The following is a 20,207-nucleotide window of genomic DNA, read 5'->3' as shown; positions in this document are numbered from 1 at the left end:
GTGCTCCTGGAAAAGGTTACAGCATGGATGGGACCACCTGATCCGGTGGTCTGTGCCCATCCTCGAAGGTCTTGATATTGATAATAACTTTCTCACCCATCTCGATCCGCCCCTCCAGCGTGGCCGATCCCATATGGGGCAGCAGCACCACGTTGGGCAGCTTACGAAGGCGTGGGTTCACCTGCGTGCCGTGTTCATACACATCCAACCCGGCGCCCGCGATATCGCCGGACCGGATCAGCCGCGTAAGCGCGTTTTCGTCGATCACCTCACCTCGCGACGTGTTGACGACCACAGCCGAGGGCTTCAGCAGCTTCAATCGCCGCGCGTTAAGCAGGTGGAAAGTCGACGGGGTCGAGGGGCAGTGGACCGATATGACGTCCATCCGCGCCACCATCTGATCGAGGCTTTCCCAGTATGTCGCCTCCAGATCCTGTTCAATCTCGGGGCGCAACCTGCGGCGGTTGTTGTAATGTACCTGCATCCCGAAAGCACTGGCACGGCGCGCAACAGCCTGACCGATCCGGCCCATACCCAGAATACCCAGACGGCGTCCTCCGATCCGTCCACCAAGCAAAGCGGTCGGAGCCCAACCGGACCAATCGCCCTGCTGCATCAGCGCGACGCCCTCTGGGAAACGGCGAGTCACCGCCAGGATCAGCGCCATGGTCATGTCGGCCGTATCGTCGGTCAGAACACCCGGAGTGTTCGAGACCAGAATCCCACGCTGACGCGCGGTTGAGACGTCGATATTGTCGACCCCTGCCCCGTAATTGGCAATCAAACGCAGCTTTTCACCAGCCTGCCCCAACAAACCACCGTCGATTGTGTCGGTCACCGTCGGCACCAGCACATCGGCCTCTTGCACGGCGGCGACCAGTTCCTCGCGGGTCATGGGAGTGTCATCGTCGCGCAGGCGAACATCAAACAGCTCACTCAGTCGCGTTTCCACTGCTTCCGGCAACCGTCGCGTAACAACAACACTCAGACGTTCTCTTGGCACTTCCGCCCTCCCACTGCTTTGCAAACGCGCTTGCGTCATGGCATCGTGGCGCAGGATAAGGCGGGGCACAAGAACCCCAAAGGCATTGAGTCGACCTTTTTTCGAAAGCAGATCAACAGGCACAAGAGCAGGCAGTCAGTGAGTGGTCTTCTACCGGTGAAACGCCTTTGTTTGGCGATCCTATCCGCGTATCTCATTGCGTTCGGCTCCGCGCCGGTCGCAGCCCAAGACGCGCGCGGCCCAGTCACCAACCTGCCCCTTCCGCGCTATGTCTCGATGAAGGCTGCCGAAGGCAATGTGCGCCGCGGTCCGTCCCTGACCCACCGAATCGACTGGGTGTTCAAGCGGCGCGGTATGCCGCTTCAGATCACCGCGGAATACGGCAACTGGCGCAAGGTACAGGATCGCGACGGGGCCGGAGGCTGGGTTCACTACGCCCTGCTGTCCGGCGTGCGCACGGTGCTGATCGAATCCGAGATGCTGCCCGTTTACGCCCGACCCGACCCGACCTCGACCGTCAACGCGCATTTCGAAACCGGGGTGGTCGCCCGCCTTGGCGCGTGTTCGCTGGACTGGTGTCGCATTTCGGCGGGGGGCTACAAGGGGTGGACGCTGAAAGCCAACCTCTGGGGCGTCGATCCGTCGGAAATCCGGGAATAGCCCCTTTTTCCCAGCCCCTAGTCAGTTGGCAAAGCAGATATTTCGTTGAGAGCGCCGATGATGTCTTCTGCGTGATCCGGATCGGCAAACAAAGTCCGAAACAGCGCCGCCAGAGGGTAGCCCGGCCAGGCTTCGTCCAACAACAGGATTGTGGCCCGCGCGCGCACATCGTCTCCGAGCCGTTGATAGCTTGCCGCCAGATAACCGATCGAGATCGCACTGACCGGGTCACCCAGCCTGACCGCCTCGTTGAACTGGTCTACGGACGCCTGATAGTCCCCCAAGTGATAGCTGGATGAAGCCAACACGCTACGATAAGGAAATCTTCCGTTGGTCGTATTAGCGTCCTGCGCCCGATTGGCGGACGCTATTGCGCGCTGGAAATCCCCGCCAAACAAAGCGAACAGAGCATCAAAGTTTGTGACGTGGATATCATCAGGGGCAAGCCGCGTTGCGCGCGTGGACTGTGCAAGCGCTGCTTCGTGCTCGCGCGAGCAAAATGAAGCCAGGGCAAGGGCGGAATGGCTCCAGCCTTCATCCGGTGCCAGTTCCAACGCTCGCTGCGCGCGGTTTTTGGCGAGGGTCAGAAGCGCCTGTTTTTCAGCTCCGGGCGGGGTTGTTAAGGCAAGGATGCTGATCGCCTGCGCCGAACCGGCATAACCGCCGAAATAAGTCTCATCTAGTGCCATGGCGCGTTCGAACATACCGCGCACGGCTTGCACCCTGTCGCGGTCCAGAACCGGGAACATCAGCAGGCGCGCCTCACTCGCCAGATTAACGGCTTGTAGCTTGGTCGGGTTTGTCGAGAACAGCGCCTCTCTGACAGCTTGTTCTTGATTGGAATTTGCAGAGGCTGCAACCGGGCTGGGCGGTGACTGGGGCGTGCGGGAAGAGAAAACCGCGCCGCCCGCGATAGCCAACGCAGTCAAAGCCGCTACTGAGACCCAGACCAACCTTGAGGGACGCGCCCGCTCCGTGGGTATGTCGATTTCTAAGACTTCGAACCGGGGGACATAGCCGCCCGGATCTACATGGATGCGCAGCCTCTGATCCTTGCCGGAGTTCGAGTAGAAGCTCGCCAATCGCCGACGCATGCGCCCCGCATCGACCCGCACGACCGCCATGGGGTCACCCCCGGAATCCAGCGCCCTTCCGTAGACATCCTCGGCGATCGACTTGGCGCGTATATCCTCGGACTGGCCCGCTAGAAGCTTTTGGACAACGTAACTGAGGAAAGACTGCAGCCGCTCGGCCCCATCGAATTCCGGGCTGTCCAGGACCGCCTTCAGGGCCCGCTGAATGTCTTCATCCGAGAGCGCAATCTGGGCCGGTTCTGACTTTACGCTGGTGTCTGACATCGCTTTCGTTAACCGCGGTCTGCTTGCAAGTATCTGAAAAATAACATGTTACCCCGTAACATACGTTAAGATACCTGAATGTGTAAATGAAATTCGGGCAGAATGATTAGCAAAGGAGGGGAACGGACCTCATCGCGGGGGCACAACTGGGTTCAGACACCGTGAGGCTTATGATGGCTTGCTTGTCGATACACTTTCCTGATCAGGCGAATGATATCCGGCGCCTGCGAAGCTCAGACACGGTCTTTGCGCAAATCTGCGCTGACTTCGAAAGCCTGGCTGCTCTACTTCCCTGCGATGCAAGCGACCCAAGAAATTCTGATCTCATCGACAGCCTCCGAGGGCTTGAGGACGAAATAATAACTTACCTTTCGTCCCATGCGACCCCTCCCGAGGGCTAATCAAGACGCAAAAAGGCGATTCAAATGTTGGCCAATCTTCTCTTCTACGTCGGGCTCCTCGTGTCGTTGACCATCGGGTTCATGTATTTCCGCGATCTCGGTGACGTCAGCCAGATGGTGCTGAAGGTCAAGCGTAATAACATGATCCGCTTTATCCGGAATGAGAACACCTATCTTGCAGCCGGATTCGCCGGGCTTGCGCTGATGCTTGTCGGGCATTTCCTTGGTGGCGGTCCGGGCTGGCTGTTTTTCCTCGGCGTGCCTGCAGTGACTCTGGTGATCGTGTTCCTATTCGTGTTTCCATGGGTTTGGGTCCATATCGGCCTGCGCAACCAGCAAAACACCGCCCGCTACTATCCAACTTCTGAGGCGCAGCGATACATCAACCCCTCTGCCAGCGTTCTGGTGATTGAAAACAACGGCCACGCACGGGCGCATTCCGACGCCCAGCTGATGCGCCCTCATCTGGCGGGCAACGAGAAGGGATTGGGCGGCGATGACATCGTCATGACCTATTGCGCCATGGCCAATCTGGGGCAGGCCTACAAACCCGAGATCCACGGCAAACGTCTGGATCTTGAGGTGATGGCCCAGCACGGCAACAACCTGATCCTGCGCGACAACACCACCGGAGAGCCAATCCAGCAGATCTATGGCCGCTTTGACAGCGACGCCTCGAAAACAGCGGCGATGCAGCCTTGGCCCACCTTTCGGATGAGCTTTCGGGGATTTCAAAAGGCCTATCCAGATGGTGAGGTCTTTCTGAATAAGCCCTCCTCGAACCCGCTTCTCAGGTTGTTCGACACCTTTACTGAAACGGTTTTCTCCTCGGGCATCGCCAAGCAGCACCAAGAAGAAGCGCCGGTCATGGATAACATGAGCCATAGCGACAACCGCCTGCCCAACAAAACCTATGTCTGGGGCATCACGATCGGTGACGATGCAGTTTGCTGGACCGATGATTTCCTGGCCGAAAATAAAGGACTGATCAACGCCACGGTTGGCGGGCGTGACGTCGTGGTTTCCTACGACCCAATCTATGAAAGCGTTGGCGTCTGGTACAATGACAGCGGCGCGCCGATCACCCATGTCGATTTTTTCGGACACGCGGATTGCGGCCAATTGACCCGTGTTGAGACCCTTCGATCGGGCATGTTCTGGCATGTCTGGGTCGAGTTCTTCCCCGGCACGGACATCAACCGCTCCGGCCCGCCCCACATCACATCTGACCCCCGCCAGACCCCCGCCCAAAGCGAATGAGGATTGTTGAAATGAAAACCCTATCCAGCCTGTCGGTGCTGTTCTGTCTATCGGCCACGATCTCAACCGCTCAGGATGCGCCGATCATCCATGATGCCGAGTACTACATCCTCGAAGCGCAGAATGCCGAACAATGGGCTGCGGACAATGCCGAGGTTGATCAGTTGCTCGAAGAGTTCCGAAACTCGAACGACGGCAAGCCACCCAACATTATCAATATCCTGATTGACGATATCGGCTTTGGCGATCTTGGTATCCCTGAACTCAACGCAGTGCGCGGGTATTCGACGCCTCATATCAACGCCTTCTCTGACGAAGCGATGCGCATGGTGCGCATGTATACCGAACCCTCCTGCACACCCACACGGGTTGCGATGATGACCGGTCGGCTCCCGGTTCGGATGGGCATGGGCGACACCACGGTCGACATCGCCGGGTTCGGGCTGCCCGCCGACGAGGTCACGCTGGCGGAGATTCTGTCAGATGCGGGCTATGCGACCGTGCATGTGGGCAAGTGGCACATGGGCGATATCCCCGAGGCCTGGCCCCATAACCAAGGCTTCGATTGGGCGGGGTTCCCGGTTCATCAGCAGGGCCAACTGACAATCTATAACGACGACGCGATCAAGGAACAGGTCTCGGTCGGGATCGCGGATTTCGATGACCGTTTCGTTCTGGACGACTTCTTTCGTCCCGACCCTGCCGCGATGGTCACCGGCCTTGAAGCTGAACGCGGGGGTCTTGCGCGCGAAGTTGACATGACCGCAGGCGAGCGCTGGACCGCCGAAAAATATGACGAAATGAACCAGCGCTATCAGGATCAGACGCTTGAAAAAATGCGCGAGCTTGCTGGTGGGGACGCGCCTTTCTTCCTGCAGTATTGGCCACTCATTCCGCTGGACAACACGCGCGCAGGTCGTTCGGGGCCGCAATCGCCGAACGGTGGGCTCTATGTCGACAAGATGCAGCAGCTCGACAGCTGGCTCGGCGATATCTTCAACGAGATGGAGGCGCTTGGCCTAGCCGACAACACCATTGTTATAGTGATGGGCGACAACGGCCATTTCACCAAGTATTCGCCGCAGTCAGGGTTCACTCCGATGGTTTTCGCCGGTGGCAAAGGTGATGTGTCCGAGGGCGGCATTCGGGTCGACAGCTTCATCCGCTGGCCCGGCATGATCGAGGCCGACGGCATCGTCGGAGATATCGTCCACGTCTCGGATCTCTATACCACACTCGCCCGGTTCGCCGGAGCCGAGAGCGGTATTCCTCGGGATCGGTTGGTGGACGGGGTCGACCAATCCTCGCTACTGCTGTTGGGTGAAACAAAAGGACGGCGCGACCACCTGATCGTCTATTCCGTCCACACCCCCCGCGCGGTCATTAAAGATCAACTAAAGCTGCGCATTCCCGGAGCCGGAGAGAGCGCGATTCTAGCCGATTTCTTTGATGTTTACCGCGATACCCACGAAAAATACCCGGTGTCGACCGAGGTTGGAGCTTGGGGCGGGCAAGAGTTTGTCCGCATTCTGGGGCGTCATCTAAAACGCAAGGAAAAGTATCCAGACATCGAACCAGCCCGTGGTGTTCCCTATGAAGGCATCGAAAACCTGCGACCTGAAACCGAAGCCGCTGTCGAGGCATTCCTGCTCAAACAGTCTTCTGTTGGCAGATGATCGTATATCCGGACACTGACGCCTTGAAGCAAGGTCGTCGCGAAATTTGAAAGTAAGGAGATTCACCTATGGCAATCAGATCCACTGCCGCGATAGCGGGCGCCACGGCCCTGTCCTGTCTATTGTCGAGCGCAGCATACGCTCAGTCCCTGCCTGCACCGGGTCAGACCGAAGAGGGCTGGCGACACACTCTTGGCTTTTACCTGTTCACCCCGCTCCGTACACATGGAACGTCAACCGTCTCGGGCGTTTCAGCCGATATCGACCTCGATCTTGGCGACGTGCTGGATGTTCTCGATTTCGCAGCGGCCGGGCGGTATGAGGCCTGGAACGGAGACTTTGGGATCATCGTTGACGCCAATTACGTCGGCATCGGAGAGGACACCACTCTCCCCGGCCCCGCCTCAACTGCAGTGGATGTAGATGTGCGCCAAAAATGGTTTGCGGTCATGGGTGCCTATCGCGTGGCGGATGGGACCTATGGTGCCAACAACCAGCGATACACCGTCGACCTGCAAGGCGGCATTCGCTACAACTCGATCCGGCAGGAAATCAGGTTCACGACTCCGGGGCCGACGAACCCGCCCACCCAAGGCGGTGACGAAGGCTGGATTGAGCCCGTTGTGGGTGCCCGGGGCATGTGGCGTCTCAACGACCGGTGGACCACCATCGCATCGCTGGAACTTGGCGGGTTCGGAGCCGGAGGCAACGATCTGCAAGTCGGCGCAAATATCGGCTTTGACTACCAACCGTGGGATCGAACCGCGATCACCTTTGGCTACAGATATTTCAGTGTCGACTACAGTGATTCAACGTCAACCGGCCCCTTCGCCTATGATGTCACGCAGCAAGGGCCCTATGTGGGGCTAAAGGTCTTTTTCAACTAGATCCGACCGCCTTGCCGTGCCTCGTTCTTGCCGGGCTCGTTCACTCTATGCTTAGAACCAGTTTGCCGGTGGTTTCACCGGCTTCCAAACGACGGTGCGCCTCGGCGGCTTGGGCAATAGGTAGGATAGTCAGCTGCGGACGCAGAACACCCGCTTGCAACAATTCAAACACCGTGGCCATATCTGCGCTGAACTGATCGGGGCGGTTGACGAAATAGGTGTATATGTCGCTCACCCGGACCGAGACCGACTTCTGAAAGTGCTTCGCCAAATCCTCGGCAAAACTGCCTGCGGGCGGACCGGCAAGGAAACCAAACAGAACTGCCGTGCCCAAAGGCACCAGAACGTCGAGGTCTGATTTGAGGGTTTCACCCGAGATCGGGTTCAGCGTCAGATCCACGCCGCGCCCTTCGGTGAGGTCCAGCACCCGCTCGGTGACATCCTCGGAGCGATAGTCGATGACGTGATCGGCACCTTGATCCTTCGCATACCCTACCTTGTCGGTGCTGGTCGAAGCGATCACCGTCATACCCAGATGCTTTGCGACGTGCAGGGCCATGGTACCAACACCCCCGGCTGCCGCGTGAACCAGTACAGATTTGCCAGCTGCCGCGCCGCCCAGATTGACCAGCATATGGTAGGCGGTCATACCATTGACGGGGATTGCGGCTGCGGTTTCGAACTCGACAGTATCGGCCAACCGGGAGACATAGGACGCAGCGATCACGGAATGGGTGCCGTATCCACCGGCACCAATCGGCCCTATCCACGCCACGCGGTCCCCGACAGAAAATCCTTCGACCCCCTCGCCCAGCGCCTCAACCATTCCGGCCCCTTCAACCCCGGGCACATGAGGTAGTTCGGGCATCATCCCCTCGGGAATTTCACCTCGACGGATGATCGTGTCGATGAAATTGACTGCCGCGGCTTTGTTGCAGATCAGGATTTCCCCGGCATTGGGCGTCGGGGTCGCACGGTTGGTTTCGCGCAAAACATCTGGTTTGCCGGTCTGGGTGATTTCAATAGCGAAAGGCATGAGCTGTCTCCTTCTGTTGCGCAGAAAGTAGAGGCCATGTCGTTGGATGATAATAGTTGATACCAGAAGAAATAATCCCAAAAATAGAATAATGATCTACAACGACCTTGCCCTGTTTACCGTCGTCGCAAACCATCTCAGCTTTTCCAAAGCTGCGGAGCGTCTGGGGATACCGCTCAGCCGTGTCAGCCGCAGGATTGCAGAGTTAGAGGACCATCTTGGCACCAAACTGTTTGAGCGAACGACGCGGCAGGTGCGCCTGACGGAAGAAGGCCGCCGCCTTCTGGATCAATGTCAGGACCCGATCGAGGCTCTGCAAGGTATCGCAGGTTTTACGGACGACACGAGGCGCCAGAGCATCCGCATCACAGCGCCCCCGCTGGCCGCGCGCACGACCATTGGACCTCGGTTGTTGGATTTTGCGACACGAAATCCGGATGTGGCGTTTGAGATGACCACAACCAATGTCATGCTGGACTTCTTTCGCGACAATATCGATCTGGCCTTCCGCCTCGGCCCCTTGACGGATTCCAGCCTTGTCGCGAAACGGCTTTGGTCAGTTCCCTACTGCTTTTGCGCAGGACAGGGCTTCATTCGAGAGCATGGGCTAGACAGGTCGGTATCCAGACCAGACTTTCTTGCTTTGCCTGCCTTGAATGCGGGTCAACCCTGGGCGCTGGAGAGCGGGGAAACACTGCACCCGAAGCACATCGCCCACAGTTTGACCGACCTTGATGTCATTGCGCAGGCCGCCCGTCGCAACCTGGGTGTCGCGATGCTACCTTCAGATATGGTAAACGGCGAACTGCAACGGCTTGAGGTCACGGATGCCCAACCAATGACGCGGGACATGTTCGCCGTCTATCCCAGCCGCCGCCTGTTGCCAGCCCGGGTCAGGAAGCTCATTGATTTCATGACACCCGGCTGAACCTACCAATCAATTGCGACGCCATCGCGAAAGAACCCTCCGGTCGGGCCGCCTTTCGGTAAGGTCGCCGCCCAGACAACGCCCCTGGCACCCTCGGAAATCGGACGTCCCCCGCCGCCCATATCCGTGGCAACCCAGCCGGGACAAACGGCGTTGACGAGAATGCCCTGAGGTTTCAACGCCGCAGCGGTCTTGAGGGTCAGCGCGTTCAGAGCCGCTTTGGACACGCCATAGCCAGGCGTTCCGGCGGACATGCTGGTCAGCGACCCCGCACCAGAGGACACGTTGACGATCCGGGCATCCATTCCTTGTTTCAACAGTGGCACCGCCGCAATCGTGGTCTCCCACGGGCCGAAAAGGTTCGTATCAAACGCGCGACGCACCCGGTCCAAATCGGCGAGGTGGACCTGTTGGTCGGTGTCGTAGTCCACACCAGCGTTGTTCACCAAAACATCAAGGCGGCCATAGGCCGATTCAACCATCAAGAAGAAGGCGGCCGCGACCGAGTCCGGACTAGAGACATCCAGTTGCAAGGCTTCCGCCCCAAATCCGATCTCATCCGCAGCAGCCTGCCCTTTTGCCAGATCGCGCGCACCCATCAGTACCTTCATCCCATGGTCCCGGGCCAATTGGCGGGACACTTCTTTGCCAATACCGCGGTTGGCGCCGGTCACGAGTGCGATACGCTGACTGGTCATGATCCCTCCTTCAATTCGCCTCGGCAGCGCGCTGGCCGGCAAGAGCCACAAGCCCACGGTCACCGGATTCCCAGATTGCCGTCATGGTCATTGATGTGACAAGCCAGCGGTCGTCTGATTTCTCAAGCTCATAGTCATAGCGACCACCCAGCACCCACAAGGCGTCATCAAGACGATGGGTTGCGGTGAAATCGGCCTGTGCCGTGGCGGATTTATCGGACAGAGAGGTTACAGTGTGATTGGTCACCATGTGGTGCGTCGCGTCGAAACCAGGAAGAAAGGCGGACCATCCAGCCACAAGCTCGTCGGCGGATTGTGTGACCGGGTCTCCGCCCCAGAGGCTGGTGTAATCCGTCGTGACTGTATCAGAAAACGCGCTGCGCACGCGGGTCCAGTCGTGGCGGTCAGCACCTGCCGCGATATCGGTGATTGCGGTCGAGATATCGGCTTGCTGCTCGGCAAACGCTGCGGTTCCGATCATTGAGACGGCCGTAAGGGTCGATGTGAGTTTTCTACGCATGAGAATGCTCCGAATGGATGAGGGTGGACGCCAAACGATTGCTCGGCGTCCTAACAGGGCTTAGTTGCTCGAACCGGCGCGAAAATGGTCAGCGACGGTATCGGCCGCGCGGGTGACATCCTCGGGGTTGTCGTAGAAGTCAAACTGCGTGACGTCCTCAAGCCACTGCGCAGTTGCATCGCCTGCGAAACCGGCAAGGAAGGTCTGCACACCCTGTGGGATCGCCGCGCTTTCCGAGTGCACAATTGCCAGTGGCTTATCCAAACGCTGCGGATTGTCGGCGGGGTGATAGGTCAACCATCCTTCCCAGCCCGCATTGTTCCACTTGTCGTCGTACTCCGGTATCCCGCCCCGGTCGGCCTCATAATAGTATCCGCCGATCGGCATCAGCACGCCCTCGGCACCCTCGGGGCCTGCGGCGGGGATGATCTGACCACTTGCGGCCTCGGCAGCGTGGGACACCTCGATCAGCCCGGCGACACCTTCTGCGCCGCCATAGACCGCTTCGACGATCTCTTCGTTCTGCAACCACGGTGCAACCAGACCCAGCCGCTGAACCAGCGGATTGCCAGAGACCGCATCGACCATGTACCCGGCCGAGGCGCAGATCCCCAGACCGTTGATGTGGTCGGCATCTACTTCGGGTAGGGTCGCAACGAATGCGATGGCCGCTTTGATGTCCGATGTCTTGGCCTCGGGGCTTTCAACGAAGCGCACGTTGTTCGGCAGATCGCCCGATTTGCCCCAACCGCGGAAATCAAAGGTGAAGGCGGCAAAGCCGCGCTCGGCAATTTCTCGGGCATAGTTTGCGGGCATCTGTTCCTGAACAGAGGTCCAGGCCCCGGTCACGACGACAGTCGGCAGAGGCTCGGCTCCGCGCTCTTCCGGCAGGTACAGCGTGCCGGACAGCATAGCGCCTTCGTTCTCGAAGGTAACGGTGCGGGTTTCGACCTGCGCGACGGCGGCTGTTGACGCCATAAGCGCTGCGGCGGTGTTCAGAGCGAGGGTATTCATAGCGATATCTCCCAAAATCTGTCTGGATGGGCACAAGCCCGATGACACCTGAGATATGCTGCTGTCAGCAGGGATACTTGCACCGGACTGCCGCGTTTTTGAAAGATCCTGCTTTAGACGGCATTCGCCGCGCGGAACGCGCGCGGGGTCTGCCCTACCACCTGTTTGAAACTGCGCGTGAAATGCGCCTGATCCGAAAATCCACAAGCCAAAGCGATATCACCCAGAGGGCGCGTGGGGTCTTCGATCATCTTCATCGCCTGCTCGACCCGGTAGGCCATGACATATTGCATGGGGGTCGAGCCCAGCGTTTCCTTGAAAACCCGCGCAAAATGCGAGGGGCTCATGCCCGCCTCAGAGGCCAGTTGATCGACCGTGATCGTTTGGTCCAAACGGTCCTGCACATAGGCCAGCACCCGTTGATAATGCTGAGAGGAAAAGCGTGCGGACAGCTCGACCTCTTCGGCGCGGCGTTTGCCGTATTTTTGCAGCAGTTTGACCAGAAACACCCGGCTCATGGCTTCGAACATCACGGCTGAGGACATGTCGTCCGTTGCCAGCGCATCGCGCAGAATGACTCCTGCAGCGCATAGGTCAGGATCGGAAAACTGCGGCTGGTCGTGAAACTGCTCTGGTGCCAGCAGCATCCCAAGTTCAGACTGCGCAAAGCGCTGGACCTTGTCCGGATGCAAGGTGATCACGATCACGTCGGACTGTCCGTACCACCGCCATCCCGACCGCATTCCTGCAGGTGTTACGATGACTTCGTCTTTGCAAAAGGTGAAATCCCGCAGCGTGCCGTCCCGCCAGTTTTGCACGCGATGCCCCTTCTCCTGCAGGTTCAGAAGGACGTGGTGTTCCGAAAACACCTCTTCCGGCATCCGATCAGGTTCGGCCCGAAAATACCGCACTGACATCAAACCAGCCGCCGAAGGGCGCTGCATCTCATCACTGTTCAGCAACGGTTCTGACGGGTAGATATCAGCGTATCTTAGGGGCAAGGAGCGGCTCCGGCTTGCAATGCTCGATATGTGGGTTCTGCGCGCGCAGGGTCAAACGCTTTGCTGGCGCTTTATGTGGTCGATGAAAAGCCTCAGGGGCATCATGGATTTATACTCGCGTGGGAAATACATGAAAATACCGGGGGTGAGGCCCAAGTGGTCCTCAAGAACTGGTGTCAATACTCCGGTATCAATCAGTGGGGCAACATAAGCCCTGAAGGTATAGGCCAACCCTAACCCTCTTTTCGCCAGATCGACGGTTGCAGGAAGGGCGTTCGCGATCAGGTTACCTTGCACATCTACGGCATATTCCTCCTCGCTCGATTGAAAGCTCCATGGGGCAATCTGGCCCGAGGATTGGAACCTGTAGCGGATACAGGTATGCCCCAGCAGGTCAGGCGGCGTTTCCGGTATGCCACGTGCCGTCAGGTAATCCGGGCTGGCGACGACGGTCACTGGAAGCGGCGGCGTCAACCGCACAGCCACCATGTCCTGTGCCACACGATCCCCCAGACGGAATCCAGCATGCAGCTCTTCCCCGAGTATGTCTGAAAGCGCATCCGTCAACGACAGTTCCAGTTCGATCTCGGGATACGCGGCACAAAAACTCTTGAGGATCGGACCCACGTAAAGGTGGTAGGCAAACTCCGGCATCGCCAATTTCAACGTGCCCCGCGCGGCGTGACCGGTGCTGCGCGCGCTTTCGACCGCCTCGGAGAGTTGATCAAAGGCAGGCCCCGCGCCGCGGATCAGGGCGCGCCCGGCCTCGGTCAGGCTGATTGAGCGCGTTGTCCGAATGAAGAGCGCAGTGCCCAGTTGGTCTTCCAACGCTTTCAATTGATGGCTAACGGTCGAAGGCTTGATACCCAGCGCCTCGGCCGCTGCACGTAGCGATCCATGGCGCGCGATGGCGGTAAAGATTTCAAGCGTGGCGAGTGGCAGGCGCATAGAGTCCCCCAATAGATTTATTATTCGATCTTACACATGAAAGTAATGCCGACAGGGTGAATTATCACGTCCCACCGGGATTATTATCTTCGTGTCATCGCAGCCCAAAAGGCTGTCACCACGTATTCAGGAGGACACAAGATGAACACTCTGACCAAAGTTGCTGCCCTCACCGCTGCTCTGATCACAGGAGAGACCGCCATGGCCGCATCCCCAGAAGACAATATCAAGGTCGTACAAGACTTCTTCGCCGCCTATGGCGCCAGTGATCTGGACCGCATCGCAGCTGTGATGGACGAGAACGTCAAATGGCACATCCCGGGCCGCCACCCCTTGTCTGGAACCAAGACCGGCCGGGACGAGGTACTGGCCTTTTTCGAACAACTGGGCACCGCCGGATTTCAGGCAGAACCGATCTATTTCGGGGCCGACGAGACCCATGTGGTTGATATCCACCGCGGCTGGTCGAACGCCGATGGCAAACCGAATGTCGATACGACCTGGGCTCTCGTATACCGGATCGAGAATGGCAAAATCGTCGAAGCAACCAACCTATCAGCCGATCAGGATGCGGCAAATACGTTTTTCTGGTCCCAATACTCGCTGGCTCCGATCCCTGAGCGACTGGCCAAGCAAACCATCAACAGGTGATTCAAGTGAACAATTACCCCGAAATCCGCGGTTTCATTGCCGACTGGTTTGCCCAGTTCGACAGACTGGATCCGATTGAAGCCTTCCTGCCTAACCTCCACCCGGAGGTGGATTGGGACATGCCTGACGTCGATACTACCCTCAACGGGCATGATCGCGTGTGTGCTTGGTATCGTGGCGTGCTTGAAACCTTGCAGCGTCCAACCGAGCATCACGTTAGCAAAGTCGAGATCAGGCCGGGTGCCGCAAAGTTCGAGGTTCTGTTTCGCGCCACGACGGTTGCGGGGGACCACATTGAAGCCCGCGTTCAGGAAAACTGGCGCTTTGAAACCCGACCCGACGGCCGCCCGCTTATCACCCATTATTCCGCACAATTCTTGCAAGAGACTGACATATGAAAACCCTCGTACTCACTGCCCATCCAGACCTGAGTAAATCGCGCATCAACCGCGCCTGGTTTGACGCACTTTCAGAAGCCGCCGACGTGACGACCCGCGATCTGACCGCGATTGGCGGCGGCGAGATGCATTTTGAAATCGAAGCAGAACAGGCCCTCTTGCTGGCCCATAACCGGATCGTGTTCCAGTTTCCATTCTACTGGTATTCCGCACCTCCGGTCATGAAAGCCTGGATGGATCAGGTGCTGAACTATGGTTTCGCCTACGGGCCGGGCGGTGACCAACTGAAAGGGCGTGAGTTCCTCATCCTTGTCTCGACCGGAGGTCCCGAGCACAGCTATCACGCGGGCGGATACAACAACTTTACAATGGCCGAGTTTCTGAAACCCTTCCAACAGACGGCGAACTTGGCCGGAATGACGTATCTAAGGCCTTTCGTGGCCCATGGCATGGCGGTGGCCTCTCAGGAGCAGATTGACGAGAACGTCCCCCATATGCTGGCCTATTTGAGCGACCCCGAATTGGACCCCAAGGTGAGACAGGCCCGTTTGCTCAAACAATTGGAAGACGACCCCTCACTGGCAGCGGCGGTAAGCTAAGGTCGACCGATCCTGCGCTGGACAGAAAACATAGGTTTTTCAGCCGGCGCGGGTTCTCCGATGCCCAATGAAAGGTAGATTATCAGCACGGAACAAGAATGTGAGACAACGATGGCCGAGACTGATCACCTGAACCACTGGTTGATTTCTGATGGTCGCCTGTTGGGCGACGAGAGGCTTATCGTCAAAGGCTATTGCGAAGGGTTGACCGCGCTTGGCGTCCCCCTCGCCCGCGCAAGGATCGCGCAGAATTATTCGAACCCTTTGCTCAGCGCTTGGGGGATCATCTGGACACCCGAGGAAACCCGCCGCTATACCGTACCGACCACGGTTTTATCCACCAGCGCGTGGCACGGCAGCCCGTTCGAATATGTCGTCACCCAGCGGCGCCCACTACGCAAACGCCTGACCGATCCGGACGTTCTGGCAGAGCATCCGGTCTATGCCGAGCTGGCCGAAGCAGGCGCCACCGATTTTCTGGCCATCCCGCTGGAGCACGGCAACGGCTCGGTTCAGGGCACCAGCTTTACTTCAAACGCAGATACTGGGTTTTCGGACGCACATATCCACTACATCGAAGACACGCGATACGCACTTGCCGCGGCTTTGGAACCCATTGCGATGCGCCAGTCGCAAAAGAGCCTTCTTCGGACCTATCTGGGGCACGGCCCCGCCGAAGAAATTGATCAGGGGCACATAAAGCGCGGAGAACACAGAACCGTTTCTGCCGCAATCCTGTTTGCGGATCTGCGGGGTTTTACCCAAAAGGCCTCGGCCTGGTCCGAGGGCGATTTGCTAGCCATGATGGGTGAGTATTTCGAGATGGTTGTGTCGCCCATCCAGGAACAGGGCGGTGACGTTCTCAAATTCATGGGGGACGGCATACTAGCCGTTTTCAACATTGATGACGACGTGGAAGCCTCGTGCCGATCTGCGGTGTGGGCGGCAGAACACGCGCTGGCCAACCTGCGCGATTACAACGAGACAGCCGCCGAAAAGGGAAGCCAGCCAATTGAGTTCGTCGTTGGCATTGATTTCGGTCGCGTCACCTTTGGCAATATCGGCAGCCCTGATCGCTTGGATTTCACCGTCGTCGGTCAGTCTGTGAACGTGGCCAGTCGCGTTCAGGAACTGTGCAAGAAACTGAACGAAAAGATACTGGTGACTCAGAGCGTCGCAGAACATATGACAGGCTACAAACACGCAGCTGGCTATCATGCTATCCACGGCTTGCCGAAGAAAATCGAGGCTTTTGCGATCCGCGCATAGCTCTTCGAAGTCAACTTTTCGCCGAATAAAGTTGCTTGCGTCGAACCTATCGCAAGGATTTATCGTTTACACAGCGCAGATGGGGCACATGCCTGTTGGCTTGGACAAAACGGGATAGTTGTTGCTGAGGAATATGGCTGGGGTGGTAGGATTTTTTGTCAACATATTGAAAATTAACAAAATCAAGGGAATGGGGTCAATGGGTAGTGTTAGGATATTGGTTTGAGTCCAGCATTGTGCCTCACTGCTCTGCTTTTGACTTTTTAGATGTTAGAGAGTTCGCTGGTCATACGACTTGCGCGGGATTTGGGAGGCCAGCGGAACTTCAATGCTGTCGGCATCAGGGTCTGCTTAGCGGGTGTAGGTTCAGGGATAGCTTTGCACTTCGAGCAAGACTTTGCACGCCGGCGCGAACGCTTGAAGTCCCAGGGCCATGGCAAAACTCCGGTTAATAGGAGCAGCAGGCACAGCACTGACGAGTTTGGGCGGTAAAGCTGACTTTCGCTGCGCCTACAAAGAGCAGGAGCCGTCGCTTCGAAAATCTCGGCCGTTCTGTACGACTAAGTACAACCACTCACGCAGCCCGGCCTGCCCTTTGGGTGGGCCGGATGGTTTCATCTGCAGATTGTCAGGTGAATTGATACCAAGGCGTGCGGGGCAAGGGCATTCGGGTCGCCACGCTGGCTTGTAACTGAGCCGCCGTCGTTTTCAGCGCATCAATGACAAATTCGCGCCGGTTGTCGATCAGGGCGGAAGCAAAATGCGGAATCGTCAGCGACGCGATGACCGATTGACCCATTCCATGGCGAATGGGAGTTGAAATCTCGCTTATGGCGTTGCTCTCGGGGCTGCCGAGCGAGATGTAGTTCTGATCGGCGCAGACTGCCGCTTGATCAGAAAACTCTTGCAGCGACACCGGATTTTCACCTGATGCTATTTTGCGAAGATAGGCCAAGCGATCTTCGCGTGATGCAATTTCCGAAAGAAAACACGCCCCGGCGGATGTCGGAAACACAGGCGTTGTGTAACCGACTTGCACCGTGACACCATAGTTTTGAGACGACGAGACACTGTTGATCACAATCAGCTCGTCTTTGCCATTTGGTACCCAAAGGTGGTTGGACAGTTCGATTTCTTCGGCCAAACGGTTCATGTAAGGTTCAGCCAATTCTGCGAGTTTGCTGTTATCTGTGCGGTCTCCACCCAGCAAAGCGAGCTTTCCAGTTAGTTTGAACAGATCACCTTCCTGGCGATCGATGTAACCGCGTTCCTCCAGCACGATCATCATGCGGAAGATTTCGTTTTTCGAACGGCCAATACCTTGAGCAAGCTGAGACAGGGTAGGGGCAGTGTCCGACAGAGAAAGAAACTCAAGAATATCCAATCCCTTCTCCAAAGCGGGAGCGGAGTATTTTTGGAGTTTCGTTTTTTGCTCGGACATTCGCGGCACCTTTTTTCGAAGCTTTCTCAAAAAAGACGGCAGGGGCGCAAGCCCCTGCGTGTCCGACCGGCCACCCCGACAGGGAGGAGAAAGGAAACCGGTCTGATTGTTTTTTTTTACAGTCCGTTCTTCTTCAGGATTTCACCTGCGTTATCGGCAGTGATTGCCTCGGTGCCCATAACGACCGACTTTGGCACTTCTTCACCTTTCAGGTGCTTCAGGGCCTGACGCAGTCCTTCGGCGCCCGGGGTCGGGTACAGGAATGTTGCTGACAGTTCGCCGTTGGCAACCCAGGTCACGCCTTCACCTGGCAGGGCGTCAACACCAATGAAGATGATGTCATCTGCGCGGCCCGCGTCTTTGGCGGCCAGATAAGCGCCATAGGCCATCGGATCGTTGTGGCCATAGACCATGGTGATGTCCTCATAGTTGCGCAGGGCGGTCGACATGATGTCGTACGCCTGATCTTGTTTCCAATCGCCCGATTGCTGATCGAGCAGGAAGGTCACGCCTTCTTCGCCGTCAAAGGCCTCGTGGAAACCGTTGGCGCGGTCATGCGCGGCCTGAGTGCCCAGACCACCCCAGATTTCAACAATGGTGCCTTTGGCCACACCCGAGCCGCCCAGTTGGTCCAGCGCGAACTTACCGGCTTCGCGGCCGATCAGTTCGTTGTCTCCGCCAACCCACTGGACGAACTTGTCGGTGTCCACGTTGCGGTCCAGAACGAAAACAGGGATACCCGCGTCGGAGGCCTGTTCGACCACACCGGTCAGACCAGCGGATTCCTTGGGCGAGATCAGGATCGCATCCACTTCCTGACGGATAAAGTTTTCGACATCCGCCACCTGCTTTTCAGTGCGGTCGTTGGCGTCCGCGATGATCAGTTCGACGTTGTTGTGCTGGTCAGCTTCGGCACGCAGGTCTTTGTTGAACTGGACACGCCAGGGCTCAACTGTAGTTACCTGCGAAAAACCGATCACATAGTTGTCAGCCGCAAGTACCATCGAGGCCGAAAACGAGGTTACGAGCGCGGTGGCGGCCATCAGGCCCTTGCCAAATGTTCTTCTTTTCATAGTCTACTCCTTAGTCATGATGCGGGTTTCTCCAAATTCCCGCGTTCTGATTGCTCTAACCTTGGTCCGCCAAGATCTGAGGTTAGAGCCTCCTCCCTCTGCCGAGGCGCTCTTTCGCCATGACAAAGATCTCTTCAAATCGCCCTTCCTGAAGCAGGACGGCGACCACGATGATGATGCCCTTGAGCACCAGCTGCGTGTTGCTGTCGATGTTGTTGAGTTGCAGGATGTTGCTGAGGAAACCAAAGATCAGCACCCCAACAAAAGTCCCCATGATGGCACCACGACCGCCCATGAGGCTGGTGCCACCGATCACAACGGCTGCGATCGCATCCAGTTCCAGTCCCAATCCGGCATCCGGTTTACCCTGCCGGAATTGCGCCACATAAAGCACCCCAGCGAGTGCCGACAGGCCCCCGGCCAACGCGTAGGTGATGATCTTGTTGCGACCCACATTGATACCAGCCAGACGTGCGGCCTCTTCATTGCCGCCGATGGCCATAAGGTAGCTGCCAAAAGTGGTGAACCGTGTGATCAGGAAAAAGACCAACAGGACGCCAAGGAAGAAAAGCCCGGGTACGGGCAGGACGCCCCACAGCAACTCACGCAGCACTTCGAAACTTTCCGTCGCATTGCTGCCGGTGTAGACCGGGTAAACAGCCGTATCTTGCCCGGCAATGACGCGCGCCAGACCCAGCGCACCCACCATCATCGCCAGCGTCACGATAAATGGTTGCAGACGGCCATAGACGATCAGCGCTCCGTTCACCGTGCCCATGACGGCCCCGATGCAAGGCACCACGATCAGCACGGCCAGAACACCGAATTTCGGCATGACCTGTCCGGCAAGCCAGACCATCACGCCAATTGCGATTGCAGCCGCGATCAGACGGCTCAGCATCCGCGACGGCGCGCTTGTTGTCGCTGCTGTTTCAGAAGTACGGTTCAGGTTGCTTTGCACGAAAAAAATCAGGGCCGCGATGGTCACAAAAAGGACAATCCCGGTCGCAGGAACGCCGAAATAGCTTGCGGCGGTCCAACCTTCCTGTGTGAGCAGCATGGCGCAGATCACCGTACCCAAAGCCATGACAGAGCCCACGGACAGATCGATGCCAGCGATGAAAATCACCATCGTCATCCCAACCGCGACAATTCCGGTGACCGAAACCTGACGCAGGATGTCCGTCAGGTTCCCCAATGACAGAAAGATGTTGTTGCCCTTCGAGGAGAGGGGCGAGGTCAGCGCACCAAACAGGATCAGGGCGAACAGTCCCCAATACAGTTTGGTTTTGTTCAAGAGCTGCATGAACATTGCCGCACCTGGGCGGTCTTGTTTCACTGTCGGGCTGTTGGGTTCCATAACGGTCATGTCTTTTCTCTTTTGTG

Annotated in this window: 20 protein-coding genes; 9 read left to right on the top strand and 11 right to left on the bottom strand. The window is 57.6% G+C overall.

Annotated elements, in window-relative coordinates; all coding sequences use genetic code 11:
* Nucleotides 1-16: 16 nt before the first annotated feature.
* A complete protein-coding gene (locus ACR0J4_RS12255; protein WP_170460359.1) occupies nucleotides 17-1,003 on the bottom strand; it encodes a 2-hydroxyacid dehydrogenase in 987 nt (328 codons plus the stop codon).
* A 171-nt stretch (nucleotides 1,004-1,174) separates the two neighbouring features.
* Between ACR0J4_RS12255 and ACR0J4_RS12250 the strand changes: the two genes are divergently transcribed.
* Nucleotides 1,175-1,663 (top strand): SH3 domain-containing protein, encoded by a 489-nt coding sequence (locus tag ACR0J4_RS12250; protein ID WP_480668697.1) that lies wholly within the window; start codon nucleotides 1,175-1,177, stop codon nucleotides 1,661-1,663.
* Nucleotides 1,664-1,680: 17 nt separating this feature from the next.
* Here ACR0J4_RS12250 and ACR0J4_RS12245 read toward each other — a convergent pair whose 3' ends face one another.
* Complete coding sequence (locus ACR0J4_RS12245) at nucleotides 1,681-3,021, bottom strand: tetratricopeptide repeat protein (RefSeq protein ID WP_170643185.1); 1,341 nt, start codon at nucleotides 3,019-3,021, stop codon at nucleotides 1,681-1,683.
* A gap of 425 nt (nucleotides 3,022-3,446) precedes the next feature.
* Here ACR0J4_RS12245 and ACR0J4_RS12240 point away from each other — a divergent pair, with 425 nt between their 5' ends.
* From ACR0J4_RS12240 to ACR0J4_RS12230, 3 genes are all read left to right on the top strand, one after another.
* A complete protein-coding gene (locus ACR0J4_RS12240) occupies nucleotides 3,447-4,682 on the top strand; it encodes a DUF3179 domain-containing (seleno)protein (protein ID WP_170643186.1) in 1,236 nt (411 codons plus the stop codon).
* 11 nt (nucleotides 4,683-4,693) lie between these two features.
* Nucleotides 4,694-6,358 (top strand): sulfatase-like hydrolase/transferase, encoded by a 1,665-nt coding sequence (locus ACR0J4_RS12235; protein ID WP_170643187.1) that lies wholly within the window; start codon nucleotides 4,694-4,696, stop codon nucleotides 6,356-6,358.
* Nucleotides 6,359-6,426: 68 nt separating this feature from the next.
* Nucleotides 6,427-7,245, top strand: coding sequence for a hypothetical protein (locus ACR0J4_RS12230; RefSeq protein ID WP_170468453.1), 819 nt, complete (start codon nucleotides 6,427-6,429; stop codon nucleotides 7,243-7,245).
* Between the two features lie 40 nt (nucleotides 7,246-7,285).
* Here ACR0J4_RS12230 and ACR0J4_RS12225 read toward each other — a convergent pair whose 3' ends face one another.
* A complete protein-coding gene (locus ACR0J4_RS12225) occupies nucleotides 7,286-8,281 on the bottom strand; it encodes a zinc-binding dehydrogenase (RefSeq protein WP_170643188.1) in 996 nt (331 codons plus the stop codon).
* A 91-nt stretch (nucleotides 8,282-8,372) separates the two neighbouring features.
* On the opposite strand from ACR0J4_RS12225, the gene ACR0J4_RS12220 reads away from it, so the two are divergent.
* The gene (locus tag ACR0J4_RS12220) at nucleotides 8,373-9,209 is read left to right on the top strand and encodes a LysR family transcriptional regulator (RefSeq protein ID WP_170643189.1); all 837 of its coding nucleotides are present in this window, start codon (nucleotides 8,373-8,375) and stop codon (nucleotides 9,207-9,209) included.
* 2 nt (nucleotides 9,210-9,211) lie between these two features.
* Here ACR0J4_RS12220 and ACR0J4_RS12215 read toward each other — a convergent pair whose 3' ends face one another.
* The 5 genes from ACR0J4_RS12215 to ACR0J4_RS12195 form a co-directional block, all read right to left on the bottom strand.
* On the bottom strand, nucleotides 9,212-9,907 hold the full coding sequence (locus ACR0J4_RS12215; RefSeq protein WP_170643190.1) for an SDR family oxidoreductase: 696 nt from the start codon (nucleotides 9,905-9,907) through the stop codon (nucleotides 9,212-9,214).
* Between the two features lie 10 nt (nucleotides 9,908-9,917).
* Nucleotides 9,918-10,427, bottom strand: coding sequence for a nuclear transport factor 2 family protein (locus ACR0J4_RS12210; protein WP_170643191.1), 510 nt, complete (start codon nucleotides 10,425-10,427; stop codon nucleotides 9,918-9,920).
* A gap of 60 nt (nucleotides 10,428-10,487) precedes the next feature.
* Complete coding sequence (locus ACR0J4_RS12205; protein WP_170643192.1) at nucleotides 10,488-11,441, bottom strand: alpha/beta hydrolase; 954 nt, start codon at nucleotides 11,439-11,441, stop codon at nucleotides 10,488-10,490.
* Between the two features lie 113 nt (nucleotides 11,442-11,554).
* A complete protein-coding gene (locus tag ACR0J4_RS12200; protein ID WP_170643193.1) occupies nucleotides 11,555-12,442 on the bottom strand; it encodes a helix-turn-helix domain-containing protein in 888 nt (295 codons plus the stop codon).
* A gap of 51 nt (nucleotides 12,443-12,493) precedes the next feature.
* Complete coding sequence (locus ACR0J4_RS12195) at nucleotides 12,494-13,390, bottom strand: LysR family transcriptional regulator (protein ID WP_170643194.1); 897 nt, start codon at nucleotides 13,388-13,390, stop codon at nucleotides 12,494-12,496.
* A 141-nt stretch (nucleotides 13,391-13,531) separates the two neighbouring features.
* Between ACR0J4_RS12195 and ACR0J4_RS12190 the strand changes: the two genes are divergently transcribed.
* From ACR0J4_RS12190 to ACR0J4_RS12175, 4 genes are all read left to right on the top strand, one after another.
* Nucleotides 13,532-14,041, top strand: coding sequence for a nuclear transport factor 2 family protein (locus ACR0J4_RS12190; protein WP_480668645.1), 510 nt, complete (start codon nucleotides 13,532-13,534; stop codon nucleotides 14,039-14,041).
* Nucleotides 14,042-14,046: 5 nt separating this feature from the next.
* Nucleotides 14,047-14,439 (top strand): hypothetical protein, encoded by a 393-nt coding sequence (locus tag ACR0J4_RS12185; protein WP_170643195.1) that lies wholly within the window; start codon nucleotides 14,047-14,049, stop codon nucleotides 14,437-14,439.
* On the top strand, nucleotides 14,436-15,038 hold the full coding sequence (locus ACR0J4_RS12180) for an NAD(P)H-dependent oxidoreductase (RefSeq protein ID WP_170643196.1): 603 nt from the start codon (nucleotides 14,436-14,438) through the stop codon (nucleotides 15,036-15,038). The genes ACR0J4_RS12185 and ACR0J4_RS12180 overlap by 4 nt, the downstream gene beginning before the upstream one ends.
* Nucleotides 15,039-15,149: 111 nt before the next feature.
* Nucleotides 15,150-16,307, top strand: coding sequence for an adenylate/guanylate cyclase domain-containing protein (locus tag ACR0J4_RS12175; protein ID WP_170747275.1), 1,158 nt, complete (start codon nucleotides 15,150-15,152; stop codon nucleotides 16,305-16,307).
* 628 nt (nucleotides 16,308-16,935) lie between these two features.
* On the opposite strand, the gene ACR0J4_RS12170 is transcribed toward ACR0J4_RS12175, so the two are convergent.
* The 3 genes from ACR0J4_RS12170 to ACR0J4_RS12160 all read right to left on the bottom strand — a co-directional run bounded on the left by ACR0J4_RS12170 (nucleotide 16,936) and on the right by ACR0J4_RS12160 (nucleotide 20,190).
* A complete protein-coding gene (locus tag ACR0J4_RS12170; RefSeq protein WP_170555928.1) occupies nucleotides 16,936-17,748 on the bottom strand; it encodes a helix-turn-helix domain-containing protein in 813 nt (270 codons plus the stop codon).
* 116 nt (nucleotides 17,749-17,864) lie between these two features.
* Nucleotides 17,865-18,821 (bottom strand): substrate-binding domain-containing protein, encoded by a 957-nt coding sequence (locus ACR0J4_RS12165; protein WP_170555929.1) that lies wholly within the window; start codon nucleotides 18,819-18,821, stop codon nucleotides 17,865-17,867.
* A gap of 82 nt (nucleotides 18,822-18,903) precedes the next feature.
* Complete coding sequence (locus tag ACR0J4_RS12160; protein ID WP_480555328.1) at nucleotides 18,904-20,190, bottom strand: ABC transporter permease; 1,287 nt, start codon at nucleotides 20,188-20,190, stop codon at nucleotides 18,904-18,906.
* Between the last annotated feature and the right edge of the window lie 17 nt (nucleotides 20,191-20,207).

The organism is Ruegeria sp. B10, assembly GCF_056539825.1.
This window is presented reverse-complemented; position numbering and strand designations above follow the sequence as displayed.